We start from the raw sequence: 19,966 nt of genomic DNA on the forward strand, positions 1-19,966 counted from the left end.
AATTCTATTCCCTTTCAATTGAGACTCTTAATCAGCATAACAGAAGTTGCGAAAAAAGGCGATGCACACCACTGGTTCAGGGGATGCATCGCTTGAATAGAAATTTCCAAAACCGTTATTCTTTTACAAAAGGGAAACCAGCTGATTTCCAAAATGCAGCTTCCCTCCACGACGGCGGCATACCTCTAAGTTAACGTTTGGCTCCGGAAGCGCCGGGTCATGCTGCAAGGCAAGGTCAAACAATTCCTGCGCTTCATTAAAACGTTCCTGTGAGGCTCGTATGCAGCCTAAAGCATTATATACCATGGCTTTCAGCTTGGTCTCCCGTATCAAGCCCAGCATATGGTTCAGATGACTCCAAGCGGCTTCACCGTCACCTTCCTGCAGATAAGAGATGGCTAAATATAATCGAGCAGCCAAGCTATCCGGGTATTGCGCAATAACTTCTTTAAACTGATCAATACACTTTCCATACATCAGCAGCTTATAATATCCCTGACCTCTTACAAAGGAATCCATACACAGCTCTGGTGCTTCCTGTTCCGGCACTTCCTCTTCGACCACTGCTGTAAAATCCGCACTTTCGCGAAAGTGACTTAGCTTCTCAGCAAAAGCGAGCCATTCATCCATCACTTTATCGCTCAGTCTATGCAGCATATTATAATTGCATAAAAGCTCGTTCCGGCGGGCACCCTCCGCTGTAGGGTAATCTGTTACGATCTCCTGAAGCACCTTGTTCATTTCAGCAAACAAATGTTGAAACATGGGCTATCCCCCCTTACTGAAGATGAAATCAGTTCAGCTTGCCTGACTTCATTTTCTGCGAGATCGGGGTCTTTCATCCCTGCCATTCATTACATGGCGTAAGTCCATACATTAAGCGATTGTAGCATGCAATTCATGATCAGCCAGCTTCACTGGTTTGTTATTCTCATCCACGAATACCACCGTTGGCTTATGTGACTCCAGTTCTTCCGAGGACAACATCGCATACGAAATGATAATTACTGTATCGCCCGGCTGAACAAGACGAGCTGCGGCACCATTGAGACAGATCACTCCGCTTCCACGCGGTCCAGGAATTACATAGGTCTCCAGTCGCGAACCATTGTTGTTATCCACAATTTGAACTTTTTCATTCTCAAGAATGTCCGCGGCTTCCATCAAGCTCTCATCAATGGTAATACTGCCCACATAGTTCAAATTCGCTTCCGTTACTGTTGCGCGGTGAATTTTGGATTTCATCATATGTCTAAACAAGTGCAGCAACCTCCTTTGGAATAAATACATTATTATCAATCAAGCGTGTTCTGCCAAACTTCACGGCAAGCGCTATAATAATTTCCCCATCCACTTCTGATAAAAGAGCTTCATCCTCTAATCCTTCAAGATCAGGGAATGTTAGGATCTCCGCATAATCAATCACCGCTAGAGGAGAGCTGGAAATAACCGATGTCAACAATTCCCGCACTTCAGCAACGGTTCTTACTTTTCCTTCTTCAATAGACTGACGTGCTTCACGTAAGGAACGAGATAACACCAATGCCTGACTACGCTCCTCTGGAGACAAGAATACGTTACGTGAGCTGAGCGCAAGTCCATCCCCTTCACGAACGATCGGACAAGGGATAATTTCGACATTCATATTAAGATCGGACACCATTCGGCGAAGGACAGCAACTTGTTGAGCATCCTTCAGCCCAAAGAAAGCATAATCCGGCTGTACAATATTGAAGAATTTATTAACCACTGTGGTTACACCATCAAAATGCCCAGGGCGGGAAGCCCCACATAGCCGGGTAGTAAGCTCCGATACCGAGACAGTAGTCCGAGTAGGCTGCGGATACATTTCTTCCACACTGGGGATAAATACAATATCTACTCCCTCACGTTCAGCGAGTTCCAAATCACGACGCTCGTCACGCGGATAGGAATCATAATCCTCGTTTGGCCCGAATTGCAAAGGATTCACAAAAATGCTCATTACCACTGTGTTGCTCATTTCTCCAGCCCGGCGAAGCAGACTGGCATGTCCGTCATGCAAGTATCCCATCGTAGGAACGAACCCAATCGGGGCGTGCCCGCCTTGTCTCATATACTCCAAAGCTTCGCGCAGCTGCTCAATGCTTCTGACCACTCTCATTTATTTCCCTTCCTTTCTGGCAGCGCCATATAAAGATTCCAAGACTGTTTCATCTGCATTAAAAACGTGACCTTCATCTGGGAAGGAACGTTCCTTCACTTCCTTCACATACTGGCTGATGCCCTCACGGATCACATTACCCACATCCGCATAGGTTTTGACAAAACGTTTCTCACGATAAGGTGAGGCATAACGCAGCAAATCATGGAAAACCAATACCTGTCCATCACAGTAACGGCCTGCACCAATCCCAATGGTTGGGATGCTAAGCGCTTCAGAGATTGCATGGGCTACTTCTTCCGTTACCAGCTCCAAAACGATTGCAAAAGCACCTGCTGCCTCAAGCGCCTTAGCTTCATCCATCAGGCGTTGGGCATCCTTGGCGTCTTTGCCTTGAATCCGGTAGCCACCAATCATATTCACGGATTGAGGAGTAAGCCCGATGTGTCCCAGCACAGGGACTCCCGCAGCCACAACCGTAGCTACAGTCTCACAAATCTCAAGTCCACCTTCCATTTTGACGGCATGAGCCCGCCCTTCCTGCATCAATCTGCGCACACCCCGCAGGGTTTCATCTATACTCCCGTGATACGTCATAAATGGCATATCAGCCACGATAAATGTACTTTGTGCTCCTCGAGTTACCGAGCGGGTATGGTACACCATATCTTCAATCGTTACCGGTAAAGTTGTATTGTATCCAAGGACTACATTCCCAAGAGAGTCACCAACCAAAATAAGGTCGATACCTGCTTCTTCTGCAAGAACTGCAGATGGATAATCATAAGCGGTCAGCATGCTCAGTGGCACACCTTCTGCTTTCATTTTTTTCATTTTTACAATATTTAGTGCTTGTTTGTTTGTCATTTCTCTTTTCGTCCTCCTTTTTTAAGTAACCTGCCCGTAAAAATCGCAACAAAAAAACCTTTTAGCAATCATTTGCTAAAAAGGTCCGAAGGGCAAAAAAGAGTCACTTGCGATCGTCCCTTCTGTCTCGGTCCTTACGGCTCAGAGCAGAATCCAACGTAACCGTCAAACGCAGTTATGAAGGTACTTTCAGTAATAAAAAATATAAAAAGTTCTACAATTCAAGAGTACAGTTCGATAAACGATACCGCCTCCGACCCATAGTATATCAAAAAGAGCGCGGAATTACACGAAAAAAATATGACAAGGGATGATACCCCTGTCATATAAATAAATCTTATAAAAGTTCAATTTCACCTGAGCATACGTTAGAGATCTCTCCTGAGCTGTTTTTAAGCAGTAGACCACCTATTTCATCCAAACCCACTACCACACCTTCAGAACGCCCCTGAGGGCTGTTCAGTGCGATCTGGCGCCCCAAAGTCACAGACATGGACTCCCAAAGCTCCTTTATAGGTTTAAAACCTTGCTTCATGTACAGATTGTAATGCATATCCAGTTCGTCCAAAACCGCCCTTACCAGCTCAGAACGGTCAACTGGAGCACCCCCCCGCTCAATCCGAAGTGAAGTGGCGACCTCCTGCAGATGATCGGGATAATCTTCCTCTGTCATGTTCGCGGAAATGCCAATTCCAGCAATGCAATAATGAAGCTCCCCTTCTCTTAGAGAAGATTCGAGTAAAATTCCACAAATCTTACGACCGCCTGCGAGCAGATCATTCGGCCATTTGATGCCGGCATCTACACCGGTCACCCGTCGAATTGCCTTGCAGACGGCAACTCCAGCCAGCAATGTCAGCTGCGGAGTCTCCGACAAGGGTAATTGGGGCCGTAACACAATACTCATCCAAATGCCCTTGCCACGGGGAGAGAACCACTTTCTTCCCATTCGGCCTCGGGCACCCGTCTGTTCTTCTGCGATGACGGTTGTTCCTTCCGGCGCGCCGTTTTCCGCTAAAAACTTAGCTTCTTCTTGAGTGGACACCACAGATTCCAGCAACTGAACGTTGCCTATCCAATTCGAAGCGGAGGTCTCTCGCTTCAGCTCAGTTAGCGACAGCGCTTTATCATCGCTCATGTCCATCCATCCTTTTTGCTTCAAGCAGCAATAATTGTTTATCGTTAGGTAAATCACCTGAAGCGACCGCTTGCAGGAGTCCATTTAACATTTTGCCGAGCCATGGTCCCGGACGTTTGTCCAAAGACTCCAGCAGCTCATTGCCTGTAATCTCAAGCTCCGAAAGGCTGGTTAGCGGCATTTGCGCGATCCATTCTCTTGCCGCTTGTACATTTACAGCGGCAGGTGCGGTTGCAGCCTCTGGCGATTCCACGATGGAAAAGGCAGAAGAGGCCGCAGTGGGAAGAGTAGGTGCGGCTGCTGGCAGTATCGCCAGCAGCGAGAGCCACCCTTCGGCGGCTTCCACGCCGAAGGCCAGCACGGCGGCGATCCATTGCCGCCGCAGACCTTCCATGCCGCCCATATCCGGCGGCATGCCCTCTAGCGCAGCGGTCCAAGCTTCGCGGACCCGCAGCACCTGGACGACGCCGCTCCGCGTCGTCCCCGAGAACGTCCATGCCCGCAGCAGCACATCGGCCTCTTGGGCCGACTGCTTCAGGGCATGGAGGAGAAGCGCCCACCGCAGGCGGGCGCTCTCCAGTTCCCCGATCCCGGCCGTTAAGGCGGCAGCAGCCGCCATATCGGTTCCGGTCCAGGGGAACGGGGCTTTGCCGCGCGCCAGCAGCTCGCAGCGCGCTAGCATGCCTAGGCCGCGCAGAGGATGCGGCCCCTCGACGATGCGGTCCAGCTCCGCGCGGACACGCTCCACAGCAATATGCGCCAGCTTATCCCGCTGGCGCATCAGGCCCCTCCACGTGTTCTTCGCGATGGAGAAATCCAGCACCGATGCAAAACGAATGCAGCGAAGCATGCGAAGCGCATCTTCGTCAAACCGCTCCTCCGCATCGCCTACACAGCGAATCACCTGCAGCTGTAGATCCTTCTCACCTGCGAATGGATCAATAAGTTCCCCATTTAATCCACAGCAAATCGCGTTGATCGTGAAATCACGACGACGAAGATCCTCCTTCACATCGTTCACGAAAAAAACATGTTCAGGACGACGATGGTCTACATAACCACTTTCTGTCCGGTATGTCGTCACTTCAAACCCGCAACCATCCTGTATCACGGTGACCGTACCATGAGCTAATCCTGTTGGCACACTGCGCGCAAAGATAGCTATCACTTCCTCCGGCAGTGCTGAGGTTGTAATATCCATATCGTGCACTGGCCTACCTAATAGCTCATCGCGAATACATCCTCCAACCCAATAAGCCTCGTGGCCATTTTGGGTTAACTCGGAAATTACAATCTCCGCTGCAATTGCCATCGCAGAAGGTGCCATTGTCCATTCCATATGTGACTCCTTACCCCCGAACTGGGTCCAGTCCAAGTACCTTGCGCCCCAGCACCCGGTAATAAATATCTTCATATTGTTTCGTTATCGAATCCTTACAGAAATCTTTGCAGGCTGTTTGTAAACAAGCTTCTCTAAACTGTTGCACCATACGTTCATCCGACAGGAGCTTAACTGCATATTTAGCCATAGTCGTTGTATCGCCAATCGGTGCAAGGAATCCAGTCTTTCCATGCTCTATAAGCTCAGGAATGCCTCCGGTTTGCGAGCCAATCGTCGGTACGCCGCAAGCCATTGCTTCCAGAGCAACCAGACCAAAGCTTTCCTTCTCGGAAGGAAGCAGAAGCAGATCAGCTAAAGAGATCACCTGAGCGATTTCATCCTGCCTTCCCAGAAAACGAACTTTATCTTCCAGACCCATTTCGCTAATTTTGGCTTGAATTTTGGGAAGATCCGGACCTTCCCCTACAAGCAGCAGGCGGGAAGGCAGTTCACGATTCACTTTGGCAAAAACGTCAACAACATCGCTGACTCTTTTTACAGGACGGAAATTACTGATATGCATCAGAATCTTCTCATCAGGCGCTGCGAAATCTCCCCGCAGATCCGTTACATCACGCGGATAATAGACCCGATGATCCACGAAGTTATAAGTGAGATCAATGTCGCGGGTAATATCGAGGACATCCCTTGTTTCTCTAATAAGATCCTGAGAGACCGCCGTAACGGCATCACTTTCATTAATCCCCAGGCGAATCAAATCTTTAAGCGATTCATCCTGACCAAGCACCGTTATATCCGTGCCATGCAAAGTCGTTACAACCTTCATATCGTTCCCAAGCATTTGCTTTGCAAGGAAAGCACACACTGCGTGTGGCACTGCATAGTGAACATGGAGAAGATCCAGATTTTGCATTTTGGCAACCTGAGCCATCTTCGTAGCAAGCGCTAGATCGTACGGGGGATAGCGGAATACATAATAATCGTTTACTTCTACCTCATGGTAAAAAATATTTTTCTGAAACGTTCCCAACCGGAACGGGATACTATGTGTAATAAAATGAACTTCATGACCCTTCTCGGCCAAGAGTTTACCTAATTCAGTCGCAACTACGCCTGAACCGCCAAGAGACGGATAACAGGTAATTCCTATTTTCAGCATACGATCCATCTTCCTGTCTCCTTCTTCTCCAGTATTGATTCGTGTAATGAATCATCTATTGTTTGTCGGCCGCTTTCAAAAAAGCGAAGCGAACACCGTTTCTTTCAAAATCACAGGACTTTATTTCTCTAAGCTGTTCAAAAAAAGCTCTCAGGAGCGCAATGGCGTATTAATTCCAAGCACTCCTGGATCAATCATAATCAGCTTATTATATTATCATACAAACTTCGTTATATCCGTTCCTTAAGTAAACAATTCCACCGTATGAGGTACCTTGGTTGCAAACCCTTCTGCATAAGGAATCAGCCTGCGCTGGCCAAGCAGCATATCTCTCGAACGGACTCGTTCAATGTAGCCTTCCGTTAACGGTGTGGATACAGCATCCTCACCCGGAGGTTTGGTGAACTGGGAGCGATAGCAGGACAACGCCTGCTCCTTCAAGCCATATTGCTCAGTAACATCAACAATAAGATCGGTACGTCCTAAATCATTGATAAAATAGAAGTACAGCTGTGGAGCAGGAATTGCCGGCTTGTCCGGCATATATTTACGTAGCTTGGCATTAAAAACAGCCTCTTCCACCAGCTTGCTACAGGCGATATGATCGGGATGACGATCTTCCCAATAAGGAGCAAAAACTATCGTAGGAGAAAAGCGGCGAATTTCAGCAGTCACAGCCGCCACATGCTCTGCTGTAATAAAAAGCCCTCTATCTGGCAGACCCAGGTTTGTCCGCACGGATGCTCCGAGAAGGTCTGCAGCTTGCTGCGCTTCTTGCTTGCGAAGTTCTACTGTACCGTTCGATGACATTTCCGCGGCTGTTAAATCGCAAAGTCCCACCTTAAGTCCCGCAGCGGTATGTTTTGCAATTGTTCCTGCCATACCGATCTCCGCATCATCTGCATGCGCACCAAATACAAGAATGTCCAGCTTCATTCATCAACACCTGGTTTGTATTTATGAACCAGTGCACGCCAAGCAAAATCACCACGATCAATCGCCTTCACAAGAACCTCCGCTGTGGCAATATTCGTAGCTACTGGTATCCCGTATACGTCACATAGACGAAGTAGAGCTGAAATATCAGGTTCATGTGGCTGCGCCATTAATGGATCACGCATGAAAATAATAAGATCCAGTTCATCCTGTGCTACCATTGCACCGATTTGCTGATCTCCACCTAATGGACCAGACATGTAACGATGAATTTTTAAGTTAGTTACATCCATAATCCGTTGGCCAGTAGTCCCTGTAGAAAAAAGTTCATGACCTTCAAATACATGTTCATAAGCTAATACAAAATTTACGATTTCATCTTTTTTACGATCGTGGGCAATAAATGCGATCTTTAACATGGTGTTCTCTCCTGTCTATTCTATAAAGTGCTCGAATCCATAGATCAAGCCTGTATATCCCATTACCTTTTCAATACCCATCTTAACGCCTGGCATATATCCCGCACGCTCATAAGAATCATGGCGAATCTTCAAGGATTGTCCGAATCCGCCAAAAATCACTTCTTCTTGAGCAAACACACCAGGAAGACGGACACTATGTATCCGGAATCCGTTATAGTAACCACCACGGGCACCTTCAATGGTTTCTTCCTCTTTAGGATTACCTTGACGAAGTTCCTCACGAACTTCCGAAATCATCTCTGCGGTTTTGACCGCAGTTCCGGATGGAGCATCCAGTTTCTGGTCACCATGATACTCTATAATTTCCAGATGCGGGAAGTACTTTGAAGCTTGCGCCGCAAATTTCATCAATAGAATAGCCCCAATGGAGAAATTCGGAGCAATAAGTCCGCCTATCCCCTGTTCTTGACACTGCTTGTCCAGTTCCACCATCTGCTCCGGTGTGAATCCGGTTGTACCGATAACCGGACGCACTCCGTACTTAATAGCTAGCGCTGTATTCGTATACGCTGACTGTGGTGTAGTGAAATCCACAAGGACATCTCCGTTGCTTCCCGCGAGGGCGGCCTCAAGATCAGAAGTTACAATAACGCCTGAGTCTTCCAGACCTACCAGACGCCCTGCATCAATATCGCCCGAAGAACGATCTACTGCTGCTGCTAACTCCAGCTCTTCGTCCTGCAATACAAGTTTAACAACCTCTTTACCCATTCTTCCGCCTGCGCCGGATACAACGACCCTGATCTTGTTATTCATATTTTTTCCATCCTCGCTCTCACTAGTTATATAGTTATTGCATATACGATTGTATGGATTTCTGAAGGTCTCTCATCAATTCCCGCAAGCCAGAATCATCCGGATGTAACGAAATCACTTCTTTTAAGGCAGTCATAGCCTGTAAATGTTCATTCACTCGACTATGCGCGATAGCAAGCCATACATAAGCATCCCCATATAATGGATCAAGGGTAATCGCCTCTTTGAGCAGTGTAATCGGATGATAAGGGTTGCGAGTTTTGTTGTCTTCATCTTCTATCAACCGTTTGGCTTCCTGTACATGCATCATAGCCTGCAAATGCTGCAGATGCAGACTATACTCAGGTTTGCTGGTGTCCAGCTTTACAGCAGCCTGAGCATGAACTAAAGCTTTATCTAGCATACCACTGCGGGCATACGTTATGGAACAACGATATCTAACCTCGGCATCAGCAGGGCTTGCCGCAATTGCAGACTCGAAGCAAACAATAGCTTCGGCAAAGTCACTGCGCAATATCGAGCGGTAAGCCTCTCTTACATAATCCTTATGATCCATATACTCACCATCCTCACGGCTAAATCCCGTTCGTTTGGTACAGCATATGTTATAGAGGCCTAATCGGTGTCTTTCGGTGTCCAACGTCCCGCATCACGGGTATTAAATTTATGCATTACCTTATTATGCGCTTCCGTCAGGTCTATCCCGAGAGAATTTGCAAAACAAACGGTAATAAACAGAATATCTCCCAGTTCAAGTTCAATGGAATTCTCAGCTTCATCAGACTTCTTAGGCTTCTCACCGAACTCATGATTGACCTCTCTAGCCAGTTCTCCGACTTCCTCGGACATGCGGGCCAGCATAGAGAGTGGACTGAAGTACCCTTCCTTAAACTGCGATATATAAGCGTCTACTTCACGCTGTATGTCACCAAGACTTTTGTCCATAAAATGTAACTTCTCCCCCTCTGTATATCTTGCCTTCTGTTTGCCCCTATGTTATCGTAAAGACGTTTTGAAGACAATCTTTTTTGAATATTTTAACACACGCAAGAAAAGGTATACTTATTATAGGAAAAGAAAAACTGCCTACAAAAGGCCTAACGAGGGATTTCATGAATTCAAAAAAGGTAATTACAATCAGCAAGACAGTCGCTCCCATCTTGCTCGGAGCCGCAGTATATGCCTTCGGGCTACTGTATTTCATCATTCCAAATCAGTTGATGGAAGGCGGCGTAACCGGGATCACACTTCTCCTTAATTATGCCTTTAGTATTCCCATCTTTTTATCCACACTGCTGATCAACCTTCCTTTGTTTCTGCTGGGCTGGAAAGTCCTAGGCGGGCGGCAAATTGTGTATACAGGTGTAGGGATCGGGGCGTTGACCTTTTTCCTGTGGGTTTTCGAACGAATGATTACTGCGGGATGGATTATCCCCTTCAGTACCGAACACGACTTTATTCTTGCGGCACTGTACGCAGGAGTAACGCTTGGAACGGGGCTTGGGCTAGTATTCCGTTTTGGGGGTACAACAGGTGGTGTTGATATTGTCGCAAGAATTCTGGGACGGAATTTTGGCTGGAGCATGGGGCAGATTATTTTGGCCATCGACATTATTATTATTGGCTCTTCCATCCTCTACATTCCTAAAGAAAAAATACTTTACACACTTGTCGCAGTTTTCATCTCATCACGAGTTATAGATTTTATCCAAGAAGGTGCCTATGCCGCCAAGGCATTTACAATTATCAGTGATGATGCACCGCAAATTGCCGATCTGATTACAGCGGAAATGGATCGTGGTGTAACCCTCATCCCTGCCATTGGTGCTTATTCCAAGCAAGCTAAATATATGGTGTACTGTGTAGTCTCAAGGCAAGAAATTCGCCGGCTAAGTCTGCTGGTCAAATCCGTTGATCCACGCGCCTTCGTAATTATTAGCGATGTACACGACGTACATGGAGAAGGCTTTCGAGAAACCTAAATAAAAAGGAGTGTAGGCCATTTCAAGCCCACACTCCTTTTTGCTGTTTATAATTTCACCCTACGGAATCGGCTTCCAATTCTGATTCTGACCACGGTACTTGCGATAAGCTACATAGGCTAACGCAGCTATAATGAAGCTTGCTGCTAACCCTCCCCAAATCCCAAATTCTTGCGATGCCAGCGGCAAGGACAATGCGGGTTCATCCTTCTCTTTTCCGAACATCACTCTTACCGCATCCTGACCATAAGATACAATTTCAAGCAGGCGGGCACGTTCAACTTTTTGTGAGGACGAAGGAATGCCGGCCGCATATGAGAGCCAAGAATCAAAAGCACTCACAACTTCAGGCTGGCGGGAGACAATCACTGCCGGCCGGATGTTATCATACCTGCCCTGCAGTCTTTCCAGAGCTGTTTTCCAGCCCGCCAAATCATTTGCAACCGCACTTTGCTCCATCGCATTTAGATCCTCACGAATCAGCTTGTAGTACTGAAGCCAGATAGGCTGACGCGGATGATTAAGACTATTGGCAGCTAGACGTAGCTTGGCGGCTGCCGCTTCCCATTGCTGTGGATTTATTTTCGCGCCTGCCACGGTAGCCTTCAGGTCCATAATGACCCCTGACAACGCATTAATCCCCTCCACAGAGGTCATTCCCTCAAAGGATGTGGACACAAAGATCTTGGAGATCGCTTCGGTCTCCTGTCGGACCTTCATTACATCCCCTTCCAAAACATACCCATACAACGCCTCAGCGGCTTGTTCCAGCTGCTGTGCTCCAGTCTTTCCGCTCATTACTGCCAAACCGTTACCCGAACTAACGTCGGCGCTTTGCTTCGAAGCATTGCCAGACCCTTCGCCATCATCCCCTAGCGCTGCTGAAGCCTTTACAACATCCATACTGGTCAGTAGCCAGCAGAATACTAGCACAACCACTACATAATATCTCCCGCGGAGCATGAAACTCCCCTCCTACCCAAGAAGAAACGACGTTGTCGTCTTTTAAAGACGATATTCGTTTCTCGTAAAATTATAAGGATAAAGTATAGTATAAAACTTATACTTCTTATAATTCTAAATGTATGGCAGGGGGACAAGGGATAGAACTGCTTACTAACGTCTATTCTTGAACTGATAGATTGACTCTACCGGTCTTTGTCTTCTACTAAACAACCAAGCAGCTGCAACACTAAGCAGCGTAAGCGCCATAGTAAAGTACTGTACCTGAATTACATAATCGTTCAAAACAGAAGGTAACCACGGATAGATTCCGTAAGAATAATCCAGCATATCGTTGGCGAGTGTCCATAGTAAGGCTAATGGAATCATTTTGCGGAAAGAAAAAAACCTTGCATAAATCAACGCTTCAACTGCCATCCCCGTATGGGAGATTACCAGCATCCAATCTTTCCAAACCAAAACATCACCGTGATAACCCCCGGCAAAAATAATGCTCACTGCCCATATCCCGTACTTCACTGACGTAACGACCGCCAAAGCCTCAATAAGTTCCCTTACATTGTTTCCTGTGTAGCTTTTTGGAGGGAAGAGCATCAGCAACAGAGCTAAGGTAAAAAACAAACTTGCGGTTGGGCTATCCGGAACAAATGGAAGCAGCCAGTGTGGATAATTAGCCGCAGTGAACTCCAGTTGATTGCCATACCATATGTAGCCATAAATTGTACCCAGGAAATTTACGATAAATAACAACCAAATAATTCCCCGGTTCTTAAACAGTTTGTTAAACCAATGAACTGGCATACAGATTATTAACCTCCCCAAGTAGTGGCACTTTACATTTAGACATACAAAAACCTGACCGCATGCACGATCAGGTTGCGTTATCATTATTTTACTGTTCGCTTTTTTGTTTGGCAAGCCAGCCGGCCAAGGTATCGATATCCGCTTCTGACAGACCTGCTCCCAACGCGGTATCGTACATTTTTGGCATCTGCCCTTGACCCTCTTTTATAATAGTAAGGATTGCTTCTTTGTCATGAGTGTCCCCAACTCCGCGAAGCGAAGGTCCGCCTGCCCCTTTCAAATCCGCTGCGTGACAGGTGATACAAGTGGCTTGTTTGTAGAGCCCCATAGCTGGATCATCCTTGTCCACAATCGCTACTTCTTTTGCCTTAACGGCGCTGGAGGTTGGAAGACCTTTTGCCCTGTTCTCCGCCGCCTTTTCTTCCCGTTGAACATCTTCAGGAATCTGACCCGTTTCAGCCATTTCATGTTTATATTCAGTCCAGGCTGTATTGGTCAAATAAACAATTGCTGCTAGGGACAAGAACATCAAAGATGAAGCAATCGGCCTACGGTAAAAGCGACGCTCTCTACCCGTATCCAAAAAAGGAGCCAACAGAAGTGAACCAAAAGCCACACCAGTAACTCCTAGTGTACCCAGAACGATATAATCGCCCGAAGCATAAGGGAGCTTCAAATACTGATAGAGAAACAAGAAATACCAGTCAGGAATCGGGATAACCGTAGCACTAGCATTTGCTGGAAACCCTAGCGGAGCTGGCTCTGAAATAGTAAGTACTAATATTCCTACAAGTACAACGACTCCGACCATCCATTCCTTCAATAGAAAGTTAGGGATAAAGGCTTCCGATTTGCCGGGGTAAGCCGTGTAGTCCGGAGGTGTGATAAATCCGTTCCCTTTGCGAACTCTGGAATCACCGACATATACAACCTTTTCCTTAGAATTGTTTCCATGCGCCATCCGTATTCCTCCTCTCTCAGATTAACTTACAACGGTCCGGAAATCCCTTGTCTGCGGATCATAATAAAGTGTCCTACGAGCAGACTAAGAAGCACCGCTGGGAGGAAGAATACATGTAGTGCGAAAAACCGAGTTAAGGTTTCGGCGCCAACAATCGTTCCGCCTTGCATCAGTTCCTTCAGCACCGGCCCCATTACTGGAACAGAATTGGCTATTTCGAGAGTTACTTTTGTTGCGAAATAAGCTTTATTATCCCAAGGCAACAAGTAACCTGTTAAACCAAGTCCCAACATTACGAAGAAAATCAGCATTCCAACTACCCAGTTCATCTCACGCGGCGCTTTGTAAGAGCCTGTAAAGAAGACGCGCATCGTATGAAGGAACATCATAACAATTACTAGACTTGCACCCCAGTGATGCATCCCGCGGACAATCTGTCCAAATGCAACACTTGTCTGTAAATACTCAACACTAGCATAAGCATTAATAATGTCCGGAACATAATACATCGTTAAGAACATACCTGATAAAATCTGAATGACTGTAATAAAAAAGGTCAGTCCGCCAAAGCAATACACGAACGCAGAGAAATGATGGGCCGGATTAACATGCTCAGGAACCTCGTGATCGGCCACGTCTCTCCAAATTGGCGTAACATCCAGACGTTCGTCAATCCAGTTATAGACATTTTTAAACATCAGAACTACGCCTCCTCACGAGCTACTGTATTTGGCACAATGTCTCCCAAAAGCACCCACCCGTTATCGAATTTCGTTTTATACTGATCAAGCGGCTTAGGAGCAACCTCGAGATTTTTGCCAAGCTTTGTATAACGTGCACCATGGCAAGGGCAGTGATATTCGTCCGGATGAGCTTTATTGTTGTTCCACCCGACCGTACATCCCAAATGTTTACAAATCGGTGAAAGCGCATAAATATCACCCTTCGCGTCTTTCCGGATCCACGCAGTGAGTGTCGCTGTACTGTCGTACCATCCGTCCTTCTGTTTCAATTCAAAAGTAAATTCCTGGGGCTCTTCGGTGATTTTGCTTATCTCAGCAACCTTGATAAAATCTCCAGCACCCTTCTTATGTAATATCGGATCTACGACAAAACGGACCATTGGAAGAATTGTACCCGCCCCCATAAAAGCAGTGGCGCCACCAAGCGTGTAGGTCAAAAATTGCCTGCGCGACATCTCTTTACGGCTGGGTGGTTGTTCAGGCCATGTCTCCTGTTGTTCATTATGGCTGCTCATACTGTTATATAACCCCCTTCTCAAGATATAAGAAAGTATCTGTGGTGTCCGATCAGAGATGTCTCAATATAAATAATCCGTTTTCAAATCTTTTCAATGAAATACATCACATACCATTTGGATTCAACCTAATAATAGCTTAGGCTCCAAAACCCGTCAAGAATATTGTCTAATTTGTGACAGGCTAAAAAGCGGTTTCAACCTGTAATTGTTGATTTTCTGTCACATTTATAAGGAGTTCATCTCCGCCACATCTCTTGAATTTTGATACTAATTCCACTGTTATTCTTTCCTTCTGGAGAAGCCTCAATGATAGGCAGAGAGAGAACTAAATCGCTTTCATAAATTTGGCTTTCTTGGAGAGGTACATCCGCTGTCAACACCACAACATGCTGGAAACCACTGGATTTGACTTTTTGGCAAATCTCATTAATTAAATTCACATAACCCTCTCCAGCATACTGAATGGCTGGGTAAGTCACGATCCGCCCCTTGAACGGTATTTCCACCATATCCATGAAATTACGTAATCTTTCGAGTGCCTGAACGGTCTCAGGAGGACTCTCAAGTCCAGTTAATCCTGAAAAAGGTATGAGACATGTATCATAGAATTTTCGATTTTCTTCCCAAGTGTCCACTTCAAAATCGCTGAATTTCATTCCCATTCATCTCCCTATGTATAATTGTTAATCTTTTTGATCTTTCGCAGATCTTCCTGAAGTTATAGAACCCATTATATTGAAGGAGGAGGATGAACGTCCAGATTTAGATTTTTTATTTTCGTTCGTTTAAGCAAAGTGAGTAGATTATAAGCAAAAAAAGAAATGCGCTAAGCGCATTTCTTTATGCCAAACTTTTAAGTTCCTCAGTAAGATTTCGGAAAGCCATCTCATCTCCGGTAGCCAGCGCCGTGTCAATCTCACGGTGCAAGATGTCGGAGCGACGCTTTCGCAGCGCTTCATCCCACACCATTTCTGCCGCAAGTCCTAGCATCACTTCATACGTAGCCTTCATTTTGTCCATTCGATACACCTCCGCTGTTTAAGAGATCCTTTTTTCTTGTTATTTGATATTTTGATATCCATCAAGATGATTATGTTTTCGGTTTCAAGAGAAGCGGCACCTACTAAAGCATATTCATCAATCCTGTCTTCGTTCTACATATTTGCCCATTACGCTCAATACTTCCTCTATTGTACCCATCAGCAGCATTAACGGATTCCTACATCTGCGTATGTAATCCCCATAAGCCTTTTCGCATGCGCACCTCTACCGAAGATACTTAGGTACGGCTGTCTCTATCCCCCATGGCGTCATCATCACAGCGAGTCCACCAGAAGTCTCGCCCAATTTAAGCATCCCTAGGTGCACCATCATCCGTATTATTCGTTGCTCTAGAATAGAAGCAGCACTGTCATAATAAAACGGTTTAATTAGCCACCCCACACCATCCACTAAAGAAGGTACTGTCACCCAATTACCGGCGCTAATGCTTATCCAATACACAAGTGAAGGTAGATTTGGCACAGCCCCTTTATATAGTCTTAACCAAAAAGAGAATATCTGCATCAACGAATCACATTTTCCATCGTTTAACACAGCCTCACCGGTCGCAGTAAGCCTTAGCCGGAAGCCTTCCTCAGTGATCCAGCGGCGGTGACGAATATAGTCATACAAAAGCGCAAATCTTGGAGGATAATGCTCACATGCTCTCCCATAACCAAATCTCCAACCGCCTTTGCTAAGAAGCTCCTCCGGAATATGAAGCGCGTTCATCACACCTTGCTGGTACCGCCTATACATTGCCCCTTCCTGATTCAGTTCTGGCTCATTGTCCTTAATATATCTCAGCAGCATTACCAGATCACTGATCATTAATTCTCCTTCACTGCGATACATAACAGGTTCAGGGCTAGTTGCGATGCTCTCTTTGATATGTGCACTCATCGTCTCCCGAAAACGTTCTTTTAAATCTTTGGGTACCTGGTACAAATATCTGGTCTGCTGTGAGGAACCACTAAAAAGCCAGCCTCCACTTTTGAAACGAGAGACCATCTCCCGGAAACCTCCAGTTTTCCCTTCAGGTGCATCAAAGGACGCTTGCCTTGCCACGGCCAACAAATCCTCAAGACTAAAGTATGTGCGTTCATCAAAAAGCAATGTATTCAAAAACCGTAAATCCTCCGGTGCGCATTCCCGGATATGAGACTCCATAAAACTTCTGCTTCCAAGCATAATCAAAATACTTTGGATCAAGTCGTGTTTGGAATTCTGTTTGCATTCACACCGGTAGCGGCCCGCTATGGCGGTCAGCTGTCCAATATCTGCATAAGTAAGCATATCCGCCAGATTCATGTTTTATCGCCTCACCGTTTTACTACCATTATGGGGAATACTGCCTATTTTATTCCCTTTATTGCAAAAAAAATAACCCGAAGCCCGGGTTAATGCTGATTTTGCAGGATATGGCGAGTACAATTATATAAAATAGGATTCCATTCCCGCTCTTTCTTCTCCAGAATCGTCAAGGATAGATTGCCAATTCGTTCAGAATACTTATCCTTGTAAAGAGCAGTATACAGCTGAGCAAGAAATCCTCCATGGGATATGACGAGTATATTCCGATTGGGATGCAGTGCAGAAATATCTTCCATAAAAGCAAGAGCCCGAGCCTGAAGCTGTTCGTCGGTTTCTTGACCGAGGGAGAGCTGGCTCCATTCCTTACCCCACTTCTCTTCACGTTCTGCGGCAGTAAGCCCTTCTACCTGCCCATAAGCACGTTCCCGGATACGCTGATCAGGTTCTAATAGCGGAATTCCTAACTTGTCAGCAATAATCTTACCGGTCTCAGCAGCGCGGGAAAGATTACTAGTAACGCAGTAGTCCCAGCTGTACGGTTCCTGTAATAAGCGGTCAGCAAGCATTGCAGCTTGCATCCGTCCTTCATCATTAAGTGGAATATCACTTTGTCCCTGTATTTTCCCTATCGCGTTCCAGTCCGTCAATCCATGGCGTATCAAGCCGATTAGCATGTTGCCTCCCCCTTTTCAGCAAAGTATTTGTCTCTTAATGTAACATGGATGAAATAAAAAGTCTTCTTTTTATGAGTTTTACAATGCAAAAAGCCCCTCATTACATTAAGTAAAGGGACTCCTTCAATGTTCTGAATATTATAAACAACGGAAGCAAAGACATACGTCTAATAACCCTCTATGATCGGCGATAACGATTCAGCCTAGTTAATGAAAATACTGCAAAGCCTACACCTAACATCGATAACATCATCCAGTATTGAGGATGAGTGGGTCCCATACTTACAACAAGGGGTTCAATGATCCCACCTTCAGAGCCCAAGATTGGATACGTTGATTGCCATTCCATCGAGGATCCAGCGACACCTGTCTCCACAATTCCACTCTGAGCAACAACTGCATCACCTGGAGTTCTGAACATCGTAAAATAAAGAACGCTGGACAGAAATATTGCCAGAAAGCATGCGATCCATAAGCTAAGCCGATGGCGAACAATAGCAGAGGTCCCAGCAGATTTCCCGTCACCGGGCATCAACCATGGACTCTCTAAATAAATCCGCTCCATGACTTTAACATTTATGGCTTCAGCACGCTCTTCACTGATCTCTTCCCTCAAATCTTGCATAAGCAGGCTGCTCTCTTGCCATAGAGCCCATTCTGCAGCGCAGTAAGGACAAGTTTCAATATGTCTTTCAAGTAAAATCCGCCTAGGATGTGTGGGGGGAGCGTCCCACAAGAGCGGAATACATTCTTGCGCTTCCCTGCAATTCATTCGCCTTACACCCTCTCAACCTGCTCTTCAACTTCAGGCTCATTGAAATAGGATTCGAGTTGAAGCTTCACACTACTCCTGGCACGAAACAATAATGATTTCACTGAGCTTACACTCTGATCTAAAATTTCTGCGATTTCTTGATAGTCCATTTGATCATATTCACGTAGGATAAGTGCAGAGCGTTGTTTTTCGGGAAGATTATTTATCGCCTCACGGACCAAATTCATCCGTTCATTGCGCAATGCAGCCTGCTCGGGTGCAACTTCAAACGGTGCTACTGGTGTATATCCACTCTCTTCCAGAGATACATTACCGGCACGGTTCTTGCGAAGCTCACTTAGCACAGTGTTGCGGGCGATAGTGTACAGCCATGTTGAGAATGAAGCATCTACCTCTCGAAAGGAATGCAAGCTACGAAATGCCTTGTAGAAGGTCTCCGAACAAAGGTCCTCTGCGATAAGCTCCATATGTGAATTTCTAAGCATATGATATACAAATGCTAGTATTTTACGTTGATAACGACGCATTAATTCTGAATATAATTCTGTGTTTCCTTGTTTGATTTGCTGGATCAACTGGGAATCCGTCATGGTGAGATTGGCCCTCCTCGCCCTTGCACGTCTTTTCCCATCCGGTCCGTACTTATTATACCGGTTTGGGCTTTAAAAGTTGCGGTGTTACTGCAAATTTTTAGTTTTTTTATGAAATACACCTATGTATATTCAACTACCCGATAATTAAGGCATGATGTATATGAAGAAGACAAAAAGAAATAAGGCATACTTCTAATTTTACATAAATATAGAAACGAATCTAGAAACATACCTGCTCTATTGTACCACATATTCTCATAGGATGACATTAATAGACTTAAGATAGGTCCTCTCGCCAACAAGACCCGACATTGGATTTCTGACTTAGAATCCGGCTTTAAAAATAACACATTTATCAATTTTTAAAAACTGTTGACAAAATGTAAACGTATACATATAATAAAAGTACAGTATGGTTTCTCTCCACTCCTATCCAATACTTAACGGTTCCAATTTATTGTGAACTGTAGCCGCTTACTTTGTAAGCGGTCTTTTTTTGTCCTGAAAGCGCTCTACCTTTTTTTAGATGATCAATATCAGATTATTTTACTATAGCGAGCGAATTAGCTTCCACAAATCCCCACAATCATCTATTACCCCGTCTGCGTCCACTTGAAGAGGTATATGCTCATTACGTTTCCAAATGCCTTGCAGCCCTGCGTTACGGCTCGCTTGTACGTCATTCATTGGATGATCACCTACAAATATAGCCTCCTCTGCGCTCACCCCATTGGTATCCTTCCTTTTGCAAAAATAAAGGATTAAACCGGGGACG

The 19,966-nt window shown here is 45.7% G+C and carries 25 protein-coding genes; 1 reads left to right on the forward strand and 24 read right to left on the reverse strand.

Annotated elements, in window-relative coordinates:
- Positions 1-123: 123 nt before the first annotated feature.
- The 12 genes from PODO_RS19905 to PODO_RS19960 form a co-directional block, all read right to left on the reverse strand.
- A complete protein-coding gene (locus PODO_RS19905) occupies positions 124-765 on the reverse strand; it encodes a tetratricopeptide repeat protein (RefSeq protein WP_038572413.1) in 642 nt (213 codons plus the stop codon).
- A gap of 111 nt (positions 766-876) precedes the next feature.
- Positions 877-1,260 (reverse strand): aspartate 1-decarboxylase, encoded by a 384-nt coding sequence (panD, locus tag PODO_RS19910; RefSeq protein ID WP_036676288.1) that lies wholly within the window; start codon positions 1,258-1,260, stop codon positions 877-879.
- Positions 1,253-2,143, reverse strand: a complete 891-nt coding sequence (gene panC, locus PODO_RS19915) for a pantoate--beta-alanine ligase (protein ID WP_038572414.1) — start codon at positions 2,141-2,143, stop codon at positions 1,253-1,255. The genes panD and panC overlap by 8 nt, the downstream gene beginning before the upstream one ends.
- On the reverse strand, positions 2,144-3,010 hold the full coding sequence (gene panB, locus PODO_RS19920; protein ID WP_038572415.1) for a 3-methyl-2-oxobutanoate hydroxymethyltransferase: 867 nt from the start codon (positions 3,008-3,010) through the stop codon (positions 2,144-2,146). It lies immediately after the preceding gene.
- Positions 3,011-3,347: 337 nt separating this feature from the next.
- Positions 3,348-4,148, reverse strand: a complete 801-nt coding sequence (locus tag PODO_RS19925; RefSeq protein WP_051490911.1) for a biotin--[acetyl-CoA-carboxylase] ligase — start codon at positions 4,146-4,148, stop codon at positions 3,348-3,350.
- Positions 4,138-5,487 carry a CCA tRNA nucleotidyltransferase gene (locus tag PODO_RS19930; protein WP_038572416.1) on the reverse strand — a complete coding sequence of 450 codons (1,350 nt, stop codon included), beginning with the start codon at positions 5,485-5,487 and terminating at the stop codon, positions 4,138-4,140. The genes PODO_RS19925 and PODO_RS19930 overlap by 11 nt, the downstream gene beginning before the upstream one ends.
- 10 nt (positions 5,488-5,497) lie before the next feature.
- Entirely contained in the window at positions 5,498-6,658 is a 1,161-nt protein-coding gene (gene bshA / locus PODO_RS19935) for an N-acetyl-alpha-D-glucosaminyl L-malate synthase BshA (RefSeq protein WP_038572418.1), read from the reverse strand.
- A gap of 234 nt (positions 6,659-6,892) precedes the next feature.
- The gene (bshB1, locus tag PODO_RS19940; protein WP_038572419.1) at positions 6,893-7,585 is read right to left on the reverse strand and encodes a bacillithiol biosynthesis deacetylase BshB1; all 693 of its coding nucleotides are present in this window, start codon (positions 7,583-7,585) and stop codon (positions 6,893-6,895) included.
- Complete coding sequence (gene mgsA, locus PODO_RS19945) at positions 7,582-8,004, reverse strand: methylglyoxal synthase (protein WP_036676275.1); 423 nt, start codon at positions 8,002-8,004, stop codon at positions 7,582-7,584. The genes bshB1 and mgsA overlap by 4 nt, the downstream gene beginning before the upstream one ends.
- A 15-nt stretch (positions 8,005-8,019) precedes the next feature.
- Positions 8,020-8,823: a 4-hydroxy-tetrahydrodipicolinate reductase gene (gene dapB, locus PODO_RS19950; RefSeq protein WP_036676273.1), complete on the reverse strand. Its 804-nt coding sequence runs from the start codon at positions 8,821-8,823 to the stop codon at positions 8,020-8,022.
- A 34-nt stretch (positions 8,824-8,857) separates the two neighbouring features.
- Complete coding sequence (locus tag PODO_RS19955) at positions 8,858-9,379, reverse strand: tetratricopeptide repeat protein (RefSeq protein WP_036676272.1); 522 nt, start codon at positions 9,377-9,379, stop codon at positions 8,858-8,860.
- A gap of 59 nt (positions 9,380-9,438) precedes the next feature.
- Positions 9,439-9,768, reverse strand: coding sequence for a nucleotide pyrophosphohydrolase (locus PODO_RS19960; RefSeq protein WP_036676271.1), 330 nt, complete (start codon positions 9,766-9,768; stop codon positions 9,439-9,441).
- Positions 9,769-9,935: 167 nt separating this feature from the next.
- Here PODO_RS19960 and PODO_RS19965 point away from each other — a divergent pair, with 167 nt between their 5' ends.
- A complete protein-coding gene (locus tag PODO_RS19965; RefSeq protein WP_036676270.1) occupies positions 9,936-10,805 on the forward strand; it encodes a YitT family protein in 870 nt (289 codons plus the stop codon).
- Between the two features lie 60 nt (positions 10,806-10,865).
- Here the strand turns inward: PODO_RS19965 and PODO_RS19970 are convergent, their stop codons facing one another.
- The 12 genes from PODO_RS19970 to PODO_RS31200 all read right to left on the reverse strand — a co-directional run bounded on the left by PODO_RS19970 (position 10,866) and on the right by PODO_RS31200 (position 19,917).
- Positions 10,866-11,768, reverse strand: coding sequence for a sporulation protein YpjB (locus PODO_RS19970; protein ID WP_038572421.1), 903 nt, complete (start codon positions 11,766-11,768; stop codon positions 10,866-10,868).
- Between the two features lie 153 nt (positions 11,769-11,921).
- Entirely contained in the window at positions 11,922-12,569 is a 648-nt protein-coding gene (locus PODO_RS19975; protein WP_051490910.1) for a DUF1405 domain-containing protein, read from the reverse strand.
- A gap of 91 nt (positions 12,570-12,660) precedes the next feature.
- Positions 12,661-13,533, reverse strand: a complete 873-nt coding sequence (locus tag PODO_RS19980) for a menaquinol-cytochrome c reductase cytochrome b/c subunit (RefSeq protein WP_036676267.1) — start codon at positions 13,531-13,533, stop codon at positions 12,661-12,663.
- 26 nt (positions 13,534-13,559) lie between these two features.
- Positions 13,560-14,231 carry a menaquinol-cytochrome c reductase cytochrome b subunit gene (qcrB, locus tag PODO_RS19985; RefSeq protein ID WP_036676266.1) on the reverse strand — a complete coding sequence of 224 codons (672 nt, stop codon included), beginning with the start codon at positions 14,229-14,231 and terminating at the stop codon, positions 13,560-13,562.
- 5 nt (positions 14,232-14,236) lie between these two features.
- Positions 14,237-14,791: a QcrA and Rieske domain-containing protein gene (locus tag PODO_RS19990; protein WP_036676264.1), complete on the reverse strand. Its 555-nt coding sequence runs from the start codon at positions 14,789-14,791 to the stop codon at positions 14,237-14,239.
- A 239-nt stretch (positions 14,792-15,030) separates the two neighbouring features.
- On the reverse strand, positions 15,031-15,450 hold the full coding sequence (locus tag PODO_RS19995) for a DUF2487 family protein (protein ID WP_038572424.1): 420 nt from the start codon (positions 15,448-15,450) through the stop codon (positions 15,031-15,033).
- Between the two features lie 184 nt (positions 15,451-15,634).
- The gene (locus PODO_RS20000; RefSeq protein WP_036676261.1) at positions 15,635-15,814 is read right to left on the reverse strand and encodes an IDEAL domain-containing protein; all 180 of its coding nucleotides are present in this window, start codon (positions 15,812-15,814) and stop codon (positions 15,635-15,637) included.
- A 246-nt stretch (positions 15,815-16,060) separates the two neighbouring features.
- Positions 16,061-17,146 carry a hypothetical protein gene (locus PODO_RS20005; protein ID WP_038572426.1) on the reverse strand — a complete coding sequence of 362 codons (1,086 nt, stop codon included), beginning with the start codon at positions 17,144-17,146 and terminating at the stop codon, positions 16,061-16,063.
- A gap of 89 nt (positions 17,147-17,235) precedes the next feature.
- Entirely contained in the window at positions 17,236-17,823 is a 588-nt protein-coding gene (locus tag PODO_RS20010) for a histidine phosphatase family protein (protein ID WP_036676257.1), read from the reverse strand.
- A gap of 178 nt (positions 17,824-18,001) precedes the next feature.
- Positions 18,002-18,448 (reverse strand): hypothetical protein, encoded by a 447-nt coding sequence (locus PODO_RS20015; protein ID WP_051490909.1) that lies wholly within the window; start codon positions 18,446-18,448, stop codon positions 18,002-18,004.
- 152 nt (positions 18,449-18,600) lie between these two features.
- A complete protein-coding gene (locus PODO_RS20020; protein ID WP_036676255.1) occupies positions 18,601-19,188 on the reverse strand; it encodes an RNA polymerase sigma factor in 588 nt (195 codons plus the stop codon).
- Positions 19,189-19,740: 552 nt separating this feature from the next.
- On the reverse strand, positions 19,741-19,917 hold the full coding sequence (locus tag PODO_RS31200; RefSeq protein WP_143766109.1) for an HAD family hydrolase: 177 nt from the start codon (positions 19,915-19,917) through the stop codon (positions 19,741-19,743).
- Positions 19,918-19,966 lie beyond the last annotated feature (49 nt).

The organism is Paenibacillus odorifer, assembly GCF_000758725.1.
GTDB lineage: Bacteria > Bacillota > Bacilli > Paenibacillales > Paenibacillaceae > Paenibacillus_AQ > Paenibacillus_AQ odorifer.